Origin of the sequence: Janthinobacterium sp. HH102 (assembly GCF_001758625.2) — a bacterium.
Lineage (GTDB): Bacteria > Pseudomonadota > Gammaproteobacteria > Burkholderiales > Burkholderiaceae_D > Janthinobacterium.
In genome coordinates this window covers 88,530-106,802 of record NZ_CP062064.1, presented here as the reverse complement: position 1 = coordinate 106,802, position 18,273 = coordinate 88,530, and the positions used below count along the sequence as shown (strand labels likewise).

Genomic DNA, 18,273 nt, shown 5'->3' with positions numbered 1-18,273 from the left:
TTCGGGCGCCGCAGTTTACCTGATTGGCTCGTCGACCTTCGCTAATGCGACAGAACCGGCCAGCCCGGAGCGGTCCGCCCTCGCGCCGCTCACCATGTCCTCAAAGACACGCTCGCACCCAACCGCCTGCAACGCATCGCGCTGCAAGTCCAGGTTCTGGTCGTCGGTCGATACGCGGGCGTAGCCGATCAGCATGGCGACTTGTCCAATAAATCACGAAATTCCAGTATAGCTGGACTTTGATTATTGGATAGGGATTATGGATCGTTGTTGCGCTTGAGCTGTCGGCCTCGCGTCGGTCGGGCGCGGAAGTCCAACAAACCCTCGTTTGTTGCACTTTGGACGCTGAACAGTCTAATTAATTATGGGAATGACACTTTACAGTATGATGCCTTTCCCTTTGAAAGGTTAAACAAGACGGCTATGTCTTAAGCGCTCCCGATCAGTATGCCATGAGATTATATAAACTACAGGTTCAAGGCGCTCCAATCGAGGGCTACGGTGCTTATATCCAATTTGGTATCAAACTTCGGGGACGCACCGAGTCGCACTGCCCTCCAACGAACCTTCATGGTGCGCTACCCCTTGCGACGTCTTTTTTTCAAATCATCCGTTAAAGTCTGCGCCAGTGGCTCGAAAACCAACTTGCGCTGCGCATTCCTTACATCGCCTATGGGCGCGAACATTACCGGCGTTACGACTAGGCCGCAAGGCGCAGAAACCAAGATCAGCCGGCCCAATTCGCCGAGATTATGGTGCCTGAAAATATATTCGAACGAGGTTGCGGACAGCGGCTTTCGCTGCACGACGACGTCGGCAGGTAACGAAAAACTCATATAACTGGTCCTCACGTATGTGCCAAGTCCGCATGACATAAACCACGGAATCGGCGATCTCATAACGGCCGACAAGTAGCATGCGACCTCGCGCGGGTCGAATTTCTCCAGCCGCTGGCCGAGGACTTTAAGGCGCGCCGCAGCGGGTCCGTTTGCGCTGGCATTGAATTCATGCAGGCGCACCACGTTGGACAATACCTTGCTGGTCCACTGCGACCGCATCAGCGCACCACCGGCGCGGGCAGCGGGTCGTCCGTACCGAGGCTATCGGCCAAAGCCTGCACCGCCTGGTGATCGATGGCGCGGCGGGCATCGACGTCGGCCATCGCCTCGCGGGCCAGACAGCTGCGCTCCCCCTCCTGTCCGACCCATGCGCTAAGCCCCTGTTTGAAAACCCAGCCGTGTGAGCGCTCAAGGCGGCCAGGAAACTGGCCGACGTTACTATGTTTGCACTAACAACAAATTTTGGTCCGCGGAGCCGAGAACAGGTAGTTCAGTTCATAAGGATGACATGGACATCGCCGCAACTATGCGACAGCTTTACCGCATTGACCGCAGAATTTTGTGCCTACTTGCAAACTAGTGCCGCACTGGAGGCATGCTACAGGAGTCAGTGAGGTGCCGCATTGGTGACAAAATTTCGCTCCTGGTGCATTAATAGCCCGACATGTGGCGCACGAAACTCCATTGCTAACCGGAGGAGGGGTATTGCTATAACCTCCACCGGGCGGAACGCCGTGACCACCACCACCGTGATGGCCACCTCCATGATGTCCGCTATCCCTATGCCCACCACCATGACCACCGCCATGCCCTCCCAATATTCGATCCAAAATGCCCATTTCATGACTCCTTAACAATCGTTGAACAACTCTACTTTGTAGCGATTGAACCTGCTCCATGAATCCTCGCTTATCGTCATCGAAATTAAGCGCCGGCGGTCATCTTGCGGTCCACATGCTCCAAGAAAACCTATTGCCACCCGCGATTTGATGCGGCAAGGATGGCAGGCAGGAATCGACGGGCAATGAAATTAATTTAATATGGTAGCGACTTGAAAAGTTCACTCATCTCTTTGTATTCGTGTGCAACTTTTTGGACTGCAAGCTCGTAACGAATGGCGGTTTCTGCGAATGCGGCGCGTTCCACGTCCATGTCAACGGTGTTATTGTCTGCGCTCGCTTGAGATGGCACGCGGTACAGGATGGGAAAAGGGTCATTTGGAAGGACTGACCGAAAATTTTGATCCCCTTTTGACTGAGCTTCCGGTTGTCTCATCGCTTGGCTCAACGCAGCCTGGAAATCAACATCACGCGCCTTGTAATGTGGTGTGTCCGCATTGGCGATGTTCGACGCAATCAGCTCGAGCCTTTTCGCATAAATGCTAAGGGACTTCTCCCAGAACACGTCACTGTCCGCTTCTTTTGCCCTGACGATTTCCATGGTGTGCCCGCAATTTGCCAGGATCCCATGCTAGCGCAATATCAGCTTTCATAGAGGACAGAAAAGAGGGGCGTTTACCTTTCACTTATTCATTTCAAAGCAATTCGGTATCGAGATACCGCCCCTGCAGAGTACTCAAAAAATTAGACGTGCCGCTCGCGTGCATGTTTTGCGCAGGCTGCAGCGCAGTTCTCGCACGCCGTCTTACACGCCGCACAGTGCGCATGTTTGTCTGCGTGAGCGGCGCATGCCTGTGCACACATTGTGCAAATGTGGGCGCAGAGCGCGCAAAAATCCCCATGATGCTCTGATCCTCTTGCCAGCGCATTCATTGTAGCAGTGCAAATATCCGCGCAATCGAGATTGATCAGTGCACAATTGGCACCACCACCCTCCCGAATATCCGCAGCCGCGCAGGCTTGGGACGCATGGATTGCTTCTTCGCAGGCTTCAATGCAGGCTTGAAGATTTTTATCGTGCGTGCTCGTACTTTGACTTTGCATAGAGGTCTCCCATAGAGTTTCTGTTAAGCCAAGTTGATATGGCAGCGTTGATAATAGTCCGTATGGCTGAAATTGCGCGCAGCATTGGTTGTTTCTAGCGCGCAACGAATTGATGCGTAATCTTGAATCAGGGCGAGGGCGGGGAAGCCCTGCGCTACTCCAAGCTCGGCTAGCTCGCCCCCCAGGACAGGTTTTGGGTCAAGATGTACGTTGCGATGCATGCGGCAAGTAGGTGGCCTTCCTGATGATTGCACCTGGCGCAACCGATGACTCGCTCAGTTATGGCGCCCGTTTAGAAGCATCGCAGGTGTACGGCCGCTCACTTCTAGATCCCACTCGGCAGACCACTTTTCGCTACGCCGCATCAAGACCACGTAGTTACGCTCGGCTGTGTAGATATGCTTGTGGCCAGGCAAGGGCTTCAGGCGGACCGGCTGGCCCGGTAACACGCTTTCACCCATCATCGCAAGATATCCGAGCGCGCGGGCGTACAACCTCGGCGGTGGCGGATGCGCGATTCCCGACGCAACAAGCTGATGCATGATCGTTCCGTCCGTGAACGCCATCTCGCCGCGCGTGGCCAGATGTATCTCGCCCGAGAGCACCGTGACGGCGTTGCGGCCTTCGATCGCGCGCAGTTGCAGCGCCTCCAGCATGCGCCGCCACTCAGCACGGTGCGCTCGGCTCTGCCATTGATCAAGCATGTCATCCTCATATTTTTGGACGCCGGGGAGCACGTGCAGAAATTTCTCGATCCAGCTGAGCCGAGGGCCGAGGATCGGAACGCTGGACATGAGCAGAATCCGGTCGTCCCGGTTGGTCACTAAGAGCGCCCGCTCAAATGCGGCCCAGCCGAATGGCCCCATCACCTGAGTCGGCCGGCGCTCAGAGCGAAGGTCGGGCGCAACCACTGAGAACCGGGGGAAACGCACGACCTGGGTAAGACTTCGGTGTTCGCTAGTCTCCTCGCTGATTGCGGGCTGTTCCAGGGTTGCGCCGAGCTGGAACAGCATGAACATGCGCCGCGCCACGTTAAAGAGGCCGCGACCAATTCGGTCATCGAGGAGCTTTTCGGGAATGCTGCCCCAGCCGTCAAAAATATCATGGTCATCCCACATCATGAGCGACGGCACTCGGGCACTCAGATGGGCGATATCCGGCTGAGACAGAAGCATAATGTACCGGTTAAAATAGTGACTTTCCGCCGCTTTGCTCATGTCGTCGCTGAACGACTGCTCTGTTTTCTCCACCCTCGCATTCGCTACCCACCTCGCGAGGGCCGGATGAGACTGAAAGACTTCGTCGGCATAAAGCTGATCGCCGCCCTGCAATAGTAGGCCAAACGGCGTACGCGCGTGCTCTTCTGCCAAGCGGCGCCACATCGCGTTGCGCTCTGCTGCTGGCCGATCCGCGTCGGCGTGCTCCTGCCCATTGCAGGACACATAGGCCATCCGCACATCGCCTGAAAAATCTGCATGCACGGGAAAGACGGCATTGCCCAAACGGTAGGTAGCGTTCTCGCGCGCCGGCAGATCGAAGTCGTATCGCCATACCGTCCGGCCGAATTGCGAATGTAGCTGCACGGGCGTGATGATTTTCCCCTCATCTGGGACCAGGACTGGTGGATTGAGGTGTTCTAAGGTGATAACGATGGCTGAAAGTCGACACTGACGCTCGTTGGCGCCGCGCGCTAACAGTACAGGCCCAATAGTTTCTAGCTGCTTAGTCATGTCCGAATGCGCGCAGAGGCGGTCCGCGTTTGAGTGCGCCGCCGTGGCCCCAACATCCAACTGCTGCCATGCCCCGGGTCACTCTGCTTGGCCAGCACGTTGTCAATACGCGTAGTCAGGTGGCCCCGCATGTCGGCAGGCGCGCTCGGACGCGACAAAGGTCGGCTAGCCGTGCAGGCGGCACCAATAAATCCAAAGACCAGGCCTGCATGCACTGGTTTGCCAGGCACCCGTGCGGCGCCATCTTACTTGGCATTGCCGCGTTCTTTCTGCCATTGCTCGTACGATTGCTTGTTCTGTTGTTTGCAGGCAAGGTAATCTCTTGCGTCTACGTTCCTGCGCTGACACTCACGCAAATTATGCGCTTCGGCAGACTTCGCCAGGGATGCGTCCATTTCCTCCGGCGTCGTGAGGCGCACCGTCCCGCATCCAGCGGCCAGCACACAAAGCGCAAGCGCTAGGATTATTCGGGCCGGATCAGATGCCAGTCCCGCAGAAAGTAGAAGCTTCGAGCGAAAATTCATATGTTCTTTTTGAAGGCACATCCTAGATTTACCTATTATATACTTACGTCCCGTACAGTCGTAAGTCGAGTGCGAGTCGTGGCGAACGGATATTTCGGCGAACGCGGCTGGCCGACTGGCTGTGATCCTTGACCTGCCATCCGAAGCTGCGCAGCGACCCGCGCCACCCGTCCATGAGGGGATTCAAGCAGAACCTGTGGAGGTTGATCGAGCGGAAACAGGAGTCTTTTCCATGGACATACCAATATCCCCGAAATATATGCTGGCACCAAGGGGGTTAAACATCCTCGTCAGTTGCAGATAACGCTGGTTCACAGCGATGAAATGCAGGTCGGCGCAGACCAATGCTGGTTCATTTGCAGCTAATGCTGGTTTGAGGGAGCTGTCAGTCGCAGTTATTCCCGGCCGAGACACCGCTGGAATGCTGGTCGGGCTGGTTTTAAATGCAGGTTACTACAAATAGCAGTCGTTCGCATGAGCTATGTAAGGAGCATACAAAGCACGTGACTTTGTTTTTTGTCACCGCTTAAACCATTGTGCGAGAATGCCGTTCCTCTGTGAATGATGCGCATAATGACCAAACTCGCCGCGATAACTGTCATGACGCTAGTGCTGGCTGCTTGCAAGCCCGCTGCTACAGCACCTGCACATGATATTTCTGCGGCAATGAGCCAGACCGCGACCACCTTGCTGAAGACCAAATTTCTACACTCGACGTCTATTGCTGTAGTTTATCGCGGCAAGGAATTCGTTCTGCATCAAGGCGAGCTGGAGGCCGGCAAAGCAAATCCGCCGAACGACACAACGCTTTATGAAATCGGCTCAGTCAGCAAGACTTTTGCCGGTCTGCTACTGGCGAATGCTGTACTTGATGGGAAAGCGGCGCTCGACGATCCCATACAGAAGTACCTGGTGGGCGCCTACCCAAACCTGCAGTCACAGCGGCAGCCAGTTCGCTTGCGCCATTTGATCACTCACACTAGCAATATGCCGGCCATGCTGCCCTTGCAGGTGAACACCATCTTAGAGGACTTCACTGAACACGCCACGCCCGCAAAGCTGAATGCAGCCTACGCCAATTACGGACAACCGCAGTTCTGGCAGGACTTGCACTCAGTCAGCATCAAAGGTCCGCTTGGCAAGGACTACGCCTACTCAAGTGCCGGCACCGAACTCATTGCGCATACGCTTGAGAAAATCTACGGCATGCCCTATGAAGTGCTGCTCACGCAATTCATCGCGCGCGAAGCCGGTATGCAGGATACCAGGCTGAGACTCACACCCAAGGATGCCAGCCGCCTAGCGCCCGGCTATCACAGCGATAATCCCGTCGTCACAACACCGATGCCGCAACTGCCATGGGGCGCAGCAGGCAATCTGAAGTCGACCATGCCGGATATGGCGAAGTACCTGCGCCTGCAACTGAGCGCCAATCCAGCGGTCGTCGAATCTCACAAGCCGCTGGTAAGCTTTAAGGACGACTTCAGCATTGGCTACTTTTGGAACATCGGTAGCAATCGCCAGTTAGGAACGCATTATGTACACCACGGCGGCGTGCCACGTGCGCAAAGCTACGCCTACGTCGTTCCAAAATATCAGCTTGGGATCTTCATCATAACCAACCAGAGCGGCGACGATACCGCCGGCGCCATGGAAAGTTCGCTGGCGCACATTTTCGATACAGTGGCATCGTTGGAAAGAGCGCAGTAGGCCGGTTCTGTCGCATTGCTGAGAACAGGACAGACTTTCCGTGTCGAGTATGACCCCGGCTCACACCGGACGGATTTGTCCCGCCAGGGCATAAAACTGGTCTGCAAACGACCTGGCAGCGGCGCCATCGAACACGAACTGCCCCTTCCGGATCATGTGCATGAGCTCGATGCCGGCAAGCACATTGCTGGCAGACCGGAAGGACTTAAAGTTGAGCATCGGCCTGGTGACCCGCTTGATGGCGCGATGGTCCTGTTCGATGATGTCGTTGAGGTATTTGACCTGGCGCACCAGGATCGGCACGTCGCGGCCGGCGTTGACCGCATCGATGGCCGCCTTGTTGGCGCCACTCTTGTCCATCGAGACCTTGTCGGGACCCCCGTTTGCTCCCATCGCCTTGTCGAAGAAGCGCTTCGCCGCGACCATGTCGCGCTTGGCCGTCAGCAAGAAGTCGACAGTCTTGCCCTGCTTGTCGACGGCGCGGTAGAGATATTTCCAGATGCCCTTGACCTTGATGTAGGTCTCATCCATGCGCCAGCTGCCACCGACCGGGCGCTTGTGTTTGCGGGCCATCTTCTCGATGAGCGGCAGGAACCGGACCGTCCATCGGTTGATCGACGAATGGTCGACCGATACACCGCGCTCTTCCATCATCTCTTCCAAATGCCGATAGCTCAGCGGGTAAGCGGCGTACCAGCGGATGCAAGCCAAAATCACGTCGATCGGAAAGCGCATCCCCTTGAAGTTGAGCATGTTGATTTGTCCAGTGATCGGACACCGAAGTCTACTTGATCAGCACCTTGGCCGTTTGCACATGCCAATGCGACAGAACCTTGCTGGCACATGTGCTGGTGGCCAAGTTTGCCGACCATCGTGTGTTACGAACACAGCCTCCATAGTAGTGCGGAGAACTGTGGTGCTTTATTGGAGATGAGGGTAGGCCCCTCGGAGTCGGTTTGCAGGAGCAGGCTCCAAACCACCTCAAGCTGCTGAGGTAAAGAGCCTTGGTGGTGAGCGTTGAGGAAAAGGCGTGGCAATGACTGCGTCAGGTATGTTACAGAGAGACGAATGAAAATGAACCGTCGATGTGGTGTCGAAACGATAAATGGTGTCGAAACCGGGCCTTGGTGGTTAGCCCGGGATGAAGGTCGAGGGATGCCTGCTGACTGCTCGACCGGCGCCCGGCATGAAGACGGCGTGACTCTGTATCAGGCTTCAGTAAGGAACGTAAGAACCTGTCGTCCCGATGTTAAGGAAGAAGTTCAAGTGGAAAGCCTCTGCGAGAACGAGAGTACCGATGCGGGGCACAGGGACGGAGACGCTCGTAGTAGGGTGGAAGGCTCTGTAATGGGGCTGGACCGAAGGGGCGTCGTCGTTCAGCCTCAGCATGGATACAACCTGGAAGGGGATGATGTTCATGTCTGAGGCAAAGTCATTTGATATTACCAAGCGGGAAGTTTGGGACGCATATAAGCGCGTTAAAGCTAATCGTGGCGCGGCTGGAGTTGACGGGGTTGGTATCATCGAGTTCGATCATGATCTAAGCAAGAATCTTTACAGGATATGGAATCGAATGGCCTCTGGCAGCTACTTCCCGTCGCCGGTCAAGCGGGTTGACATTCCCAAGGGGGATGGCAAAACCCGACCGTTGGGAATTCCCACGGTAGCTGACCGGATTGCGCAGATGGTTGTTCGGCGGCGGCTTGAGCCGTTGTTGGAGCCGGTATTCCATAAAGATTCTTATGGATACCGACCAGGGCGCTCGGCACATCATGCCGTGCGTGTTGCCAGAGATCGTTGCTGGCAGCGTCCTTGGGTGCTTGACCTTGACATCAAAGGGTTCTTCGATAACATCGATCATGACCTCCTGATGAAAGCTGTGCAGCGGCATACCAGCTGTCGGTGGACGGCGCTTTATATTAAGCGCTGGCTGACTGTAGATGTGGTGATGCCGGACGGAACTCGGCAAATGCGGGACCGGGGTACGCCACAAGGGGGCGTAATTAGCCCCTTGTTGGCAAACCTGTTCCTGCATTACGCGTTCGACAAATGGATGGAGCGACAGCATCCCAAGGTGTTGTTTGAGCGCTACGCGGATGACATCATCTGCCATTGCGCGAGCGAAGCTGAAGCGCAGTCTTTACTGACTGATCTGAAGGCACGCATGGCGCAGTGTCAGCTGGAATTGCATCCGGAGAAAACTCAAGTGGTGTACTGCGTCGATGCAAACAGACGTGGCGTTTTTGCAGTCAAGCGGTTCGATTTCCTTGGTTACACTTTTAAGCCTCGGAAAGCGATAAATCGACGAGGAGAGCTGTTCACCAGCTTCTCGCCGGCCGTGAGCGACAAAGCGGCGAAAGCTATGCGACAAGAGATGCGTGACTGGGGCCTATCGCGTCTGAGCCGATATGATCTCGGGGAACTGCTAGCGCGGATTGGCCCGAAGATTGTCGGCTGGGTGCGTTATTACGGGCTCTTCCATCCATCGACTTTGCAACGCTCCCTGAAAACACTGGACTTTCATCTGGTGCGGTGGGCGCGGCGCAAGTACAAGCGGCTTCGCGGCCATATTTCGAAGGCATGGGATTGGCTGTCCGAACTTCAACGTCGCGCTCCGGCATTATTTCCACATTGGGGCGCAGCGATACAAATGATTGGACGATAGGAGCCGGATGAGTTGAGAGACTCACGTCCGGTTCTGGGAGAGCGTAGGGGTGAGAGTCCCCTGCGCCACTCACCTCCCGCTGTACCGGCAGTCGGTGATCTATGCCCGCGAAGGCGTTGAACTGGAGCGAGCGCTGCTGGCGAACTGGGTTGGTGCCGCCAGCGCCTTGTTGCGCCCGCTGGTGGACGCGATCCGGCGCCATGTGCTCGCTGGCACCAAGCTACACGCCGACGACACGCCGATTCCGGTGCTGGCGCCGGGCAATGGCAAGACGAAAACAGCACGGCTGTGGACCTACGTGCGTGACGATAGCGCCTCCGGCGACACCACGCCCGCGGCGGTCTGGTTTGCCTACACGCCGGACCGCAAAGGCATCCATCCGCAAACTCATTTGGCCAACTTCAAGGGCGTGCTGCAGGCCGATGCGTATGCCGGTTTCAATGCACTCTACATCGATGGCACGATACAGGAAGCGGCATGCTGTGCGCATGCGCGCCGCAAGTTCCACGATCTGCATGCAGCCAGACCATCGGCCATCACGACCGAGGCCCTGCGCCGGATCGCCGAGCTGTATGTGATCGAGGCCGAGATACGCGGCAAACCGCCGCATGAACGACAGCAGGTACGCCAGCAACGATCACGACCATTGCTCGACGACTTCGGCAGCTGGCTACGTGCCACGCTTGAAAAGCTGTCGCGCAAGTCGGACACGGCGGCTGCGATCCAGTACGCGCTCAATCTGTGGCCGGCGCTGCTGCGCTACAGCGACAATGGCATCATCGAGATCGACAACTCGGCCGCTGAACGGGCGCTGCGTGGCGTCGCCATCGGCCGGCGCAACTACCTGTTCGCTGGCGCCGACAGCGGTGGGGAGCGCGCTGCCGCTATTTACTCGCTGATCGGCACCGCCAAGTTCAACGGTGTTGACCCCGAGGCCTGGCTGCGCCATGTGCTGACCAACATCGCCGATCATCCGGTCAACCGGGTCGACGACTTCCTGCCCTGGAACTGCGCCGCGCAGCTCCCTTCGGCTTAAACAACACGCCGCTTCCCAGCGGTGTGATGCCATCATCTTCTAATTCATTGCCGTGTTCAAGACGGCGCTGGCTTGACGCTTACGGTGTCGCTATCGGCCGGCGCAACTATCTGTTCGCCGGTGCCGACAGCGGTGGCGAGCGTGCCGCCGCCATCTACTCGCTGATCGGCACGGCCAAGTTCAACGGTGTTGACCCGGAGGCCTGGCTGCGCCATGTGCTGACCCACATCGCCGATCATCCGGTCAATCGGGTCGAGGACTTCCTGCCCTGGAACTGCGCCGCGCAGCTCCCTTCGGCTTAAACAACACGCCGCTGCCCAGCGGTGTGATGCCATCATCTTCTAATTCATTGCCGGGTTCAAGACGGTACTGGATTTACGCTTACCTTGAACACACTGACTGCGTGCGCCAGGCTGCCTGCTGCTGCAAAGTGTTTGCCTTCTTCTACCGGCGCGCGCACCGGTTATGCAAGCTAGAAATGACGCAGATCTGCCTGCCACTCAGGAGAAAGTCTTGCCCGTTTATCGCTGCCGACAATTGCCGCTAGGTACAGACGCTGAGGCACTTGGAAAAAATAAAGTAAATGTCGTTACACCATCCTGTTCGCTCTGAACTTTAGCACTTCCGTGATGCAAGGACATGATCGACTTGACGATGGCCAGTCCTAATCCGGCTGATGCAGAAATGCTCGATCTTGATTTGTCCGATCGGTAAAAACGGTCGAACAGGCGTGGCAAATCTTCCGCGACAATACCTGGGCCAGTGTTGGAAACCGATAGGTGCACACCATCTTGATCAGCCACCGTACGCAACACGATGGTGTTGCCTCTTGTCGTGTAACGAATAGCATTGGAGACCAGATTGCTTACTGCGCGGCGCAGCAGGTGTGCGTCGGCATGCACCGTGCCGGTGGCAATCAGCAAAAGGAGAACCCCAGCCTCGGAGGCGGGGCCTTCGAAGTACTCGGTAATGCGCGTGAGCTCGCCGTGAGCGTCCAATTGTTCCGTCGATAGTGCAACCTGATCGTGATCTGCACGAGCCAAGAACAACATGCTTTCCACCATTCTCGCTAGCCGCCCAAATTCCTCATAGTTAGAAGAAAGCAGATTTTGATATTCCTCGGTTTCTCTAGGTTGAGATAACACGACTTCGGTCTGGACCATCAGGTTGTTCAGCGGCGTGCGTAAATCATGAGCAAGGTCGCCAGCAAATTCGGACAGATTATTGAGACTGCTTTGCAGGCGGTTAAGCACCTCGTTAAACGAATCGGCCAGAACCCGTAGCTCAGCAGGTGCCGATTGTGCATCCAATCGTATTTCAAGATTATGCGCCGTAATCTGTTGTGCTTGACCTGCAAATAACTTCACTTTCCCCAAGCCACGACGAACGACCATAAAGCCCAGTAGCGCTGTCAGCACTGCGCCGATGAGTCCTGCAATAACAACTTTCAATCTATAAGTAGCTAAGACCGCAGCAAGGCCATTGCTACTGCGGGCAAGCGTGATGGTGACTTCCGTACCGGTGGCACCAACAGAACCCAGTGCACTGATGACTCGCAAATTTTGCTCGTTGCGCTGTACGGCATTGCGAACATGCGATGGTTCAGGTATCACAGCTGCTGGTATCGGTGCGGCGGCATCCGTGAACGAGTACTGGACATTATTACGCGCCAAGATATCCCTATTCTTAGTTTGTATCAACAACGAAAACTCTCCGTGAATGTCAACTGCCTCCAAAAAACGATGAGGATGCAGGCGGATCGAGTCGACATCAGCCGTTTCCTCTAAAACGTGTCTGATGAATAGAATGCACTCCACTAGGTTGGTATCGTCCCGTTCCTGGAGTTGGCTTGCCAGCGCCTGATAAAGGTAGATGCCAAGCACGGAAAACACGAACACTGAAATAAAGGCAAAGAGTGCTCCCAACTGCGCAGTGAGAGACCAGTTGCTGACCCTCACCGGCGATCTTCCAAAACATAACCCATACTGCGGATTGTATGGATAAGCTTAACTTCAAACGGATCATCAATTTTCGCCCGCAGGCGACGTATCGCAACATCGACAACATTGGTATCACTGTCGAAATTCATGTCCCAGACTTGAGAGGCAATCAGTGGCCGCGACAAAACTTGACCGACGCGCTTCAGCAGCAAATGCAAAAGGGCAAACTCCTTTGCAGTCAAATCGATGCGGATCCCAGCCCGAATGACTCGCCGCTTGGGAGCGTCCAGCTCCAGATCGGCGACGTGTAAGAGATCTGGTTCCCTAGTTGGACCTCGCCGAAGCAGTGTGCGGATGCGCACAAGAAGCTCTACAAAAGCAAATGGTTTTACCAGGTAGTCATCCGCGCCGAGTTCAAGTCCCTTAACGCGGTCATCCAAGCCATCCCGCGCAGTCAAAAAAAGTACAGGCGTATCAATGGTTTTGCGCAACTCCGATATCACCTGCCAGCCATCAAGGCCAGGAAGCATGACGTCAAGGACGATCAGATCATACTGTGACACGGTCGCAGCATGAAGCCCGTCTGGGCCTGTGGTGGCGAGATCGACTATAAAACCTGACTCGGTGAGACCCTTGCGAATATATTCGCCTGCCTTTTGTTCATCTTCCACCACTAATAGACGCATGTTGTTGTTCCACTGAGCAAGCTAATTATTGACATCTGACAGCATATGGGACTTCTGGTCAGCGTTTTTGCGTTGAGTCTACTTCGACCAAGTGACAACCGTCTGACGCCAACATTACATTTTTGTCAGAATCAACGTGTTTTCGAACCTATTAGAGCCAAAAATCAGATAAGTATTGATGGCCTTGCTGGCACTTGCAAGCCTTCCTCGACGATGTCCCTTCGGCCGTTCGGGTTGGTAGAGAAAATCCTGCATTATGGAAAAAGATGCATTCGAATGTACGATATTTGCACGGCGGGCCTATGAAAACAAGGAAAAAGACAGTGTTCAGGCTTTTGGTTGCTGACATGGATGCGAGTCAGGAAGAATCGATAAAGCTGTTGTTAGAACGTGCCTCCTCATCCAATAAATATTATCTTAAAGGCAAATTAAATGGTTTAGTTATGAAATAGCCCCTTGATTCACCAGACACAGCCTATGCGTTATTCTTACGGATAGGAATAGGACTGTGCATATGACTAGGAACAAGCAAACAATCGAGGTTGTGACGGTGAGCCAGGAGCGCCGCAGGCGCTGGTCTGCCGAGGAAAAAGCGGCGCTGGTGCGCGAGACTTACGAGCCAGGCATGAACGTGTCGCTGGTCGCTCGCAAGCACGGCGTCGGTGCAAGCCAGTTGTTCAACTGGCGTAAGCTCGAACGGGAAGGCGCGCTAACGGCGGTCACTGCTGGCGAATCGGTGGTACCGGCGAGCGAACTGGCCGCTGCACGCGCGCAGATAGCCCAGTTGCAGCGCATGCTCGGCAAGAAGACGATGGAGGCGGAAATCCTGAAGGAGGCCGTCGAGTTCGCTCGCGAAAAAAAGTGGATTGCGCGCTCGCCCTTGTCGGGCAAGGACGACCAGTGAAGCCGGTCTGCTCTGCCCTTGGCGTAGCGCGCTCACACGTAGCCCAGCTGCTGGTTCGTCCCGCGGACTGGATCGACGGGCGTACCACTCAGACGTTCCACCAACCTACCGACGCCATCCTGGTCGACGCCGTGCGCGCCGAGATTACAGCGCTGCCGACCTATGGCTACCGCCGGGCTGGCGCTCTGGTCAACCGCACGCGCGCCTTGATGGGCTTGCCAGCAATCAATCACAAGCGGTTTTATCGCGTGATGAAGGCGAACAGTCTGCTGCTACCCAAGGCGCCGAAACGCCCAGTGAGCAGCCGCGTGCACAATGGCGCGGTGGCGGTGGACGAACCCAATCAGCGCTGGTGCTCGGACGGCTTCGAGATCGCCTGCGACAACGGCGAAGTGGTGACCGGTGTGTTCATGAAGGATTGCTGTGACCGAGAAATCATTGCCTGGCGTGCGTGGGCCGAACGTGGCCTGCCTGGCGAGCCCGTGCGCGACATGCTGGTGGAAGCGGTCGAGACAAGATTCGGCCAGGCCAGCGTCGGCTCGACCAGGCTGGAATTCTTGAGCGACAACGGCGGCGCCTATCGAGCCCATGAAACGCACGCGCTGGTGCGCGCACTTGGGATTGAACCGGTGCATACACCGGTATGCAGCCCGCAGTCGAACGGCATGGCCGAGAGCTTCGTGAACACGTTTAAACGGGACTACGTGAACTTGATGGACCGCAGCAGCGCAGAAATCGTTCTGGCTCAACTGCCAGACGCCTTTATGCACTTCAACGAGGTCCATCCGCATTCGTCGCTGAAATGGAAATCGCCTCGCATGTTCAGGAGGGAGCTGGCGCGCCGGGCTCAGGAAAGCGGCGCTAACTAAACGATTGGCTGTGTCTGGTTATATGGGGGCAAGATCAAGTTATGTAGCAACAGCTTGCTGATCTGGCGTTTAGCATGTATCACATCCCAAGTAATATCCAGTTATAATCAGTCATGCTCAAACGCTTCCTCTATATTCTTGCTGTCGCTTTCGCTCTCCAGATGAGTTGGGGAATTGCGAGCGCATATTGCTTGCATGAGACCGGTAAAGCAAGTTTGCATTTTGGGCATCACCAGCACGAACACAAAACATCCAAAGATACTTGTTGTGGTTCTTCCTCTTCCAGTTCAAAGAAATCGGCTGTTCATCTTGACTGCCCATCGTGCTCGCATGGCTTGGTAGGCATGATCACTTGGGCTTCCAATTTCGAGGAGCCGTTGACGGCAATTCATTCCCCGCCGTTATTAGTTCGAGCACTACCCCCTCCCTATCCTGACTTACCTGAGCGCCCTCAGTGGCATGTTGCCGCCTAGTCCGGCGACATAGACTCATATACATCTTCGTATTTGTAGATCACCACTACAGGTGAGCGTGTCGTCGCCGGATTCTTCCCATTTTATTTTTTGGAGAATTCTATGCGACCATCATTTTTGCCGCTTGTGCTTGCGATCGTACTCGCATTTCCGCTGCAAGCGGCTGCACAGACGGAAGCACCGTCAGTTGCAACGGCAGCCCCAGCGGCTGCTCATAAAGGCGCTTCTGCATTGACATTGGCAGAAGCAATCAAACTCGCCTTTGAGGGCAACCCTGGGCTCCGGACAGCCATGCGTGATATTGATATCGCCGCTGGCGAATTGATCCAGGCGGGTACCCGACCTAACCCTGAGCTTTCCTTTGTTTCGGAGGGTCTTAAAAAAGAACAGAGGACACGAACTATACAATTCAGTCAACCGTTGGAGCTGGGTGGCAAACGTGCTGCCCGCATGGCGGCAGCGAGCCTCGGAGGAGATATTGCCTCCGCCGATCTGGCCGGGTACCGTACCTCGTTGCGCGCTGACGTCGTGACTGCTTTTTTCGACGTCGTAGCGGCTCAAGAGGGCTATCAACTTGCGCTTGCATCACAGCAACTTGCGCAGCGCGTCAGCGATGCAGCGGCGCGGCGTGTGATGGCAGGCAAGGTGTCACCGGTAGAGCAAACCCGGGCTCGTGTGGCGGAAGCAAGCAGCAAGATTGAACTAAATCAGGCTGCCAATGATCTGACGCTGTCCAAACGGCGTCTCGCTGCAACTTGGGGAAGCCAGACACCCCAGTTTGATTCCGTTGTCGCACTTGAAATGCCAGCACAGGCTGTCCCTACCTCTAATGAATTAAATAATCGCCTTCCGACAGCCCCACAGACTCTCCGGGCACGTCTGGAAGTTGATCGCCAAGAGGCGTTGACTAAGGTAGAACGCAGCCGCAGGATTCCTGATGTAAATCTGATCGTTGGAACCCAGCGTGACGAACAACTTGGTCAAATCGGGCCGCGTCGCACCATCTTGGGGCTATCGATTCCGTTGCCACTTTTCGATCGTAATCAAGGCAACGTCCTCGCAGCCTTGCGCCGAGCAGACAAAGCCAGAGATGAGCTGAAGGCAGTAGAGAACAGATTGTCAGCGGAAGTTGCTGAGGCAACTGCACGCCTCAGTGTTGCGCAGTCCGAATTGACAATTTTGCGGACCGACATTCTGCCAGGAGCGCTGAGTGCATATGAGGCAGCTTCAAAAGGGTTTGAACTCGGAAAATTTAGCTTCCTTGATGTCCTTGATGCACAGCGCACACTTTTCCAGGCAAAAACTCAATATGTACGCGCGCTCGCTGAATCACATCGCTCCGCCGCCGACATCGATCGCATTATCGGACGCGTTGAATCGAATGGCACTTTGATTGCACCTGCGATCTCATATCAGGAAACAAAATGAAAACACCGAACATTGAAAAGAAATCGCTGCGCGCGATGATGGCGATCGTAGCAATCGGCGCTGTGCTGTTGGCCGCCATTTTATTTACTGGTAAATCCGGCGGCGCCCCGGAAGGGACGGACACTGAAACTTCCGCCAAGGCAGATGAAAAAGAGAAAGGCGTTGGAGGAGGCGCCGGCAAAGGCAGCCATGGCGGAAAATTGTTTGTCCAAGGGGCGACTACCGTTGAAGTCATCCTTGCAGAAGAGAAGGGAGAAGCTCGCCATCGCTTATGGCTCTACGAAAATGGCAAACCCGTTGCGCCGACTACCGCCACTGCGACCGAGCAAATCAAACGCGCTGACGGCCAGGTGATGAACTTTGAATTCGCAGTCGACAAAGATAGTTTGCTGGCCAAAGAGAGCATTTCCGAACCGCATATTTTTGATGCTCTCATTACTGTCCGTAAGGGCGGCGTCACGATCCCGATCAAGTTGCAAAGCGAGGAAGGCAAAATTGAGTTGACTGATGCTCAAATCAAGACTGCTGGGGTGATGGTAGCAAAATCCGGTACGGCGAGTATTAATAGTGCCTTTCAACTAGCTGGCGAAGTGCGCTTCAACGAAGACCGTACTGCACACATCGTGCCCCGTTTGCAAGGTGTAGTTGAAAGTGTGGCCGTCGACCTTGGTCAGCAGGTAAAGAAAGGACAAGTTCTAGCAATCATCGCCAGCACCGTTTTGTCTGAAATGCGCAGCGAATCGCTTGGTGCGCAAAAGCGCCTGGCGATGGCGAAATTGACCTACGACCGCGAGAAAAAATTGTGGGAAGACAAAATTTCCGCAGAGCAGGATTATTTGCAAGCCCAGCAGGGGCTGCGCGAAGCGGAAATAGCTGCTCAGAACGCTTCTCAAAAAATCGCCGCCATTGGTGCCTCTGGTGCTAGTTCCGGTGCATTGAACCGCTTTGAACTGCGTGCGCCATTCGATGGTGCAATCATCGAAAAGCACATTACTTTAGGCGAATCTGTGGGCGCCGATGTGAACGTATTCACGATTGCGGATCTGTCAACGGTATGGGCAGAAATCATCGTTCCCGCCAAGGATCTCGGCACTGTGCGCGTTGGTACGAAAGCACTCGTCAAGGCAACCACGATGGATTCCGAGGCATCTGGTGTAGTTTCCTATGTCGGTTCGCTGCTTGGAGAACAGACACGCACGGCCAAAGCGCGAGTCACCCTGGCAAACCCGAAACTGGCCTGGCGCCCGGGCCTGTTCGTCAATGTCGACCTGACCTCCGATGAGCGCGAAGTACCTGTTGCGGTGGCCAGCGATGCAATCCAGACGGTCGAAGGTAGTCCAGCCGTGTATATCCGCATCGATGGCGGCTTTTTCGCTCAGCCAGTGGAGACCGGCCGCAGCGATGGGAAATACACCGAGATCGTAAAGGGTCTTGCTGCTGGTATTACGTATGCGGCAAAAGGTAGCTTCGTCCTCAAGGCGGAGCAGGGCAAAGACAGCGCCGAACATGCACATTAAGCCGGAGAA

The 18,273-nt window shown here is 55.3% G+C and carries 13 protein-coding genes and 5 pseudogenes; 7 read left to right on the top strand and 11 right to left on the bottom strand.

Features of this window, described 5'->3' with window-relative positions:
* Positions 1-42: 42 nt before the first annotated feature.
* The 8 genes and pseudogenes from JAB4_RS30000 to JAB4_RS29970 form a co-directional block, all read right to left on the bottom strand.
* Positions 43-195 (bottom strand): annotated as a pseudogene (locus JAB4_RS30000) (recombinase family protein); the annotation flags it as partial.
* Between the two features lie 645 nt (positions 196-840).
* Positions 841-1,058, bottom strand: a pseudogene (locus JAB4_RS29995) (type II toxin-antitoxin system RelE/ParE family toxin); the annotation flags it as partial.
* Positions 1,058-1,255: pseudogene (locus JAB4_RS29990) on the bottom strand (CopG family transcriptional regulator); the annotation flags it as partial. The pseudogenes JAB4_RS29995 and JAB4_RS29990, both read right to left, overlap by 1 nt.
* A gap of 108 nt (positions 1,256-1,363) precedes the next feature.
* On the bottom strand, positions 1,364-1,495 hold the full coding sequence (locus tag JAB4_RS31080) for a zinc ribbon domain-containing protein (RefSeq protein WP_232731431.1): 132 nt from the start codon (positions 1,493-1,495) through the stop codon (positions 1,364-1,366).
* Positions 1,447-1,683: a hypothetical protein gene (locus JAB4_RS29985; RefSeq protein ID WP_070308611.1), complete on the bottom strand. Its 237-nt coding sequence runs from the start codon at positions 1,681-1,683 to the stop codon at positions 1,447-1,449. Before JAB4_RS29985 ends, JAB4_RS31080 begins: the two co-directional genes overlap by 49 nt.
* A gap of 191 nt (positions 1,684-1,874) precedes the next feature.
* Positions 1,875-2,279 carry a flagellar basal body rod protein FlgB gene (flgB, locus tag JAB4_RS29980; protein WP_193725224.1) on the bottom strand — a complete coding sequence of 135 codons (405 nt, stop codon included), beginning with the start codon at positions 2,277-2,279 and terminating at the stop codon, positions 1,875-1,877.
* A 778-nt stretch (positions 2,280-3,057) separates the two neighbouring features.
* A complete protein-coding gene (locus JAB4_RS29975; RefSeq protein ID WP_070223712.1) occupies positions 3,058-4,512 on the bottom strand; it encodes an alkaline phosphatase D family protein in 1,455 nt (484 codons plus the stop codon).
* Between the two features lie 245 nt (positions 4,513-4,757).
* Positions 4,758-5,036, bottom strand: coding sequence for a hypothetical protein (locus tag JAB4_RS29970; protein WP_070308588.1), 279 nt, complete (start codon positions 5,034-5,036; stop codon positions 4,758-4,760).
* A gap of 573 nt (positions 5,037-5,609) precedes the next feature.
* Here JAB4_RS29970 and JAB4_RS29965 point away from each other — a divergent pair.
* Positions 5,610-6,746 carry a serine hydrolase domain-containing protein gene (locus tag JAB4_RS29965; protein ID WP_083287456.1) on the top strand — a complete coding sequence of 379 codons (1,137 nt, stop codon included), beginning with the start codon at positions 5,610-5,612 and terminating at the stop codon, positions 6,744-6,746.
* 60 nt (positions 6,747-6,806) lie between these two features.
* Here JAB4_RS29965 and JAB4_RS29960 read toward each other — a convergent pair whose 3' ends face one another.
* Positions 6,807-7,499, bottom strand: a complete 693-nt coding sequence (locus tag JAB4_RS29960) for an IS6 family transposase (RefSeq protein ID WP_070223707.1) — start codon at positions 7,497-7,499, stop codon at positions 6,807-6,809.
* Positions 7,500-8,133: 634 nt separating this feature from the next.
* On the opposite strand from JAB4_RS29960, the gene ltrA reads away from it, so the two are divergent.
* The 3 genes and pseudogenes from ltrA to JAB4_RS29945 all read left to right on the top strand — a co-directional run.
* Entirely contained in the window at positions 8,134-9,411 is a 1,278-nt protein-coding gene (ltrA, locus tag JAB4_RS29955; protein ID WP_227742196.1) for a group II intron reverse transcriptase/maturase, read from the top strand.
* A gap of 64 nt (positions 9,412-9,475) precedes the next feature.
* Positions 9,476-10,447 (top strand): annotated as a pseudogene (locus JAB4_RS29950) (IS66 family transposase); the annotation flags it as partial.
* 86 nt (positions 10,448-10,533) lie between these two features.
* Positions 10,534-10,749: pseudogene (locus JAB4_RS29945) on the top strand (transposase domain-containing protein); the annotation flags it as partial.
* Positions 10,750-10,968: 219 nt separating this feature from the next.
* Here JAB4_RS29945 and JAB4_RS29940 read toward each other — a convergent pair.
* Together JAB4_RS29940 and JAB4_RS29935 are read right to left on the bottom strand one after the other, a co-directional pair.
* The gene (locus JAB4_RS29940; protein ID WP_070223722.1) at positions 10,969-12,405 is read right to left on the bottom strand and encodes a heavy metal sensor histidine kinase; all 1,437 of its coding nucleotides are present in this window, start codon (positions 12,403-12,405) and stop codon (positions 10,969-10,971) included.
* Positions 12,402-13,073 carry a heavy metal response regulator transcription factor gene (locus JAB4_RS29935; protein ID WP_070223724.1) on the bottom strand — a complete coding sequence of 224 codons (672 nt, stop codon included), beginning with the start codon at positions 13,071-13,073 and terminating at the stop codon, positions 12,402-12,404. Before JAB4_RS29935 ends, JAB4_RS29940 begins: the two co-directional genes overlap by 4 nt.
* Positions 13,074-13,587: 514 nt before the next feature.
* On the opposite strand from JAB4_RS29935, the gene JAB4_RS29930 reads away from it, so the two are divergent.
* The 3 genes from JAB4_RS29930 to JAB4_RS29920 all read left to right on the top strand — a co-directional run bounded on the left by JAB4_RS29930 (position 13,588) and on the right by JAB4_RS29920 (position 18,264).
* A protein-coding gene (locus JAB4_RS29930) for an IS3 family transposase (protein WP_227742074.1) occupies positions 13,588-14,846 on the top strand; the annotation gives its coding sequence in 2 pieces (ribosomal slippage) (positions 13,588-13,927 and positions 13,927-14,846; 1,260 coding nt in all).
* A 575-nt stretch (positions 14,847-15,421) separates the two neighbouring features.
* The gene (locus JAB4_RS29925; protein ID WP_070308601.1) at positions 15,422-16,747 is read left to right on the top strand and encodes a TolC family protein; all 1,326 of its coding nucleotides are present in this window, start codon (positions 15,422-15,424) and stop codon (positions 16,745-16,747) included.
* Complete coding sequence (locus JAB4_RS29920) at positions 16,744-18,264, top strand: efflux RND transporter periplasmic adaptor subunit (protein ID WP_070222883.1); 1,521 nt, start codon at positions 16,744-16,746, stop codon at positions 18,262-18,264. The genes JAB4_RS29925 and JAB4_RS29920 overlap by 4 nt, the downstream gene beginning before the upstream one ends.
* Positions 18,265-18,273 lie beyond the last annotated feature (9 nt).

Excerpts from the sequence above, each read along its gene's own strand:
- JAB4_RS29965 (WP_083287456.1), top strand. The coding sequence starts at position 5,610 with ATGACCAAACTCGCCGCGATAACTGTCATGACGCTAGTGCTGGCTGCT.
- JAB4_RS29935 (WP_070223724.1), bottom strand. The coding sequence starts at position 13,073 with ATGCGTCTATTAGTGGTGGAAGATGAACAAAAGGCAGGCGAATATATT.
- JAB4_RS29920 (WP_070222883.1), top strand. The coding sequence starts at position 16,744 with ATGAAAACACCGAACATTGAAAAGAAATCGCTGCGCGCGATGATGGCG.
- JAB4_RS29960 (WP_070223707.1), bottom strand. The coding sequence starts at position 7,499 with ATGCTCAACTTCAAGGGGATGCGCTTTCCGATCGACGTGATTTTGGCT.
- JAB4_RS29925 (WP_070308601.1), top strand. The coding sequence starts at position 15,422 with ATGCGACCATCATTTTTGCCGCTTGTGCTTGCGATCGTACTCGCATTT.
- ltrA (WP_227742196.1), top strand. The coding sequence starts at position 8,134 with ATGGATACAACCTGGAAGGGGATGATGTTCATGTCTGAGGCAAAGTCA.
- JAB4_RS29970 (WP_070308588.1), bottom strand. The coding sequence starts at position 5,036 with ATGAATTTTCGCTCGAAGCTTCTACTTTCTGCGGGACTGGCATCTGAT.
- JAB4_RS29985 (WP_070308611.1), bottom strand. The coding sequence starts at position 1,683 with ATGAAATGGGCATTTTGGATCGAATATTGGGAGGGCATGGCGGTGGTC.
- flgB (WP_193725224.1), bottom strand. The coding sequence starts at position 2,279 with ATGGAAATCGTCAGGGCAAAAGAAGCGGACAGTGACGTGTTCTGGGAG.
- JAB4_RS29975 (WP_070223712.1), bottom strand. The coding sequence starts at position 4,512 with ATGACTAAGCAGCTAGAAACTATTGGGCCTGTACTGTTAGCGCGCGGC.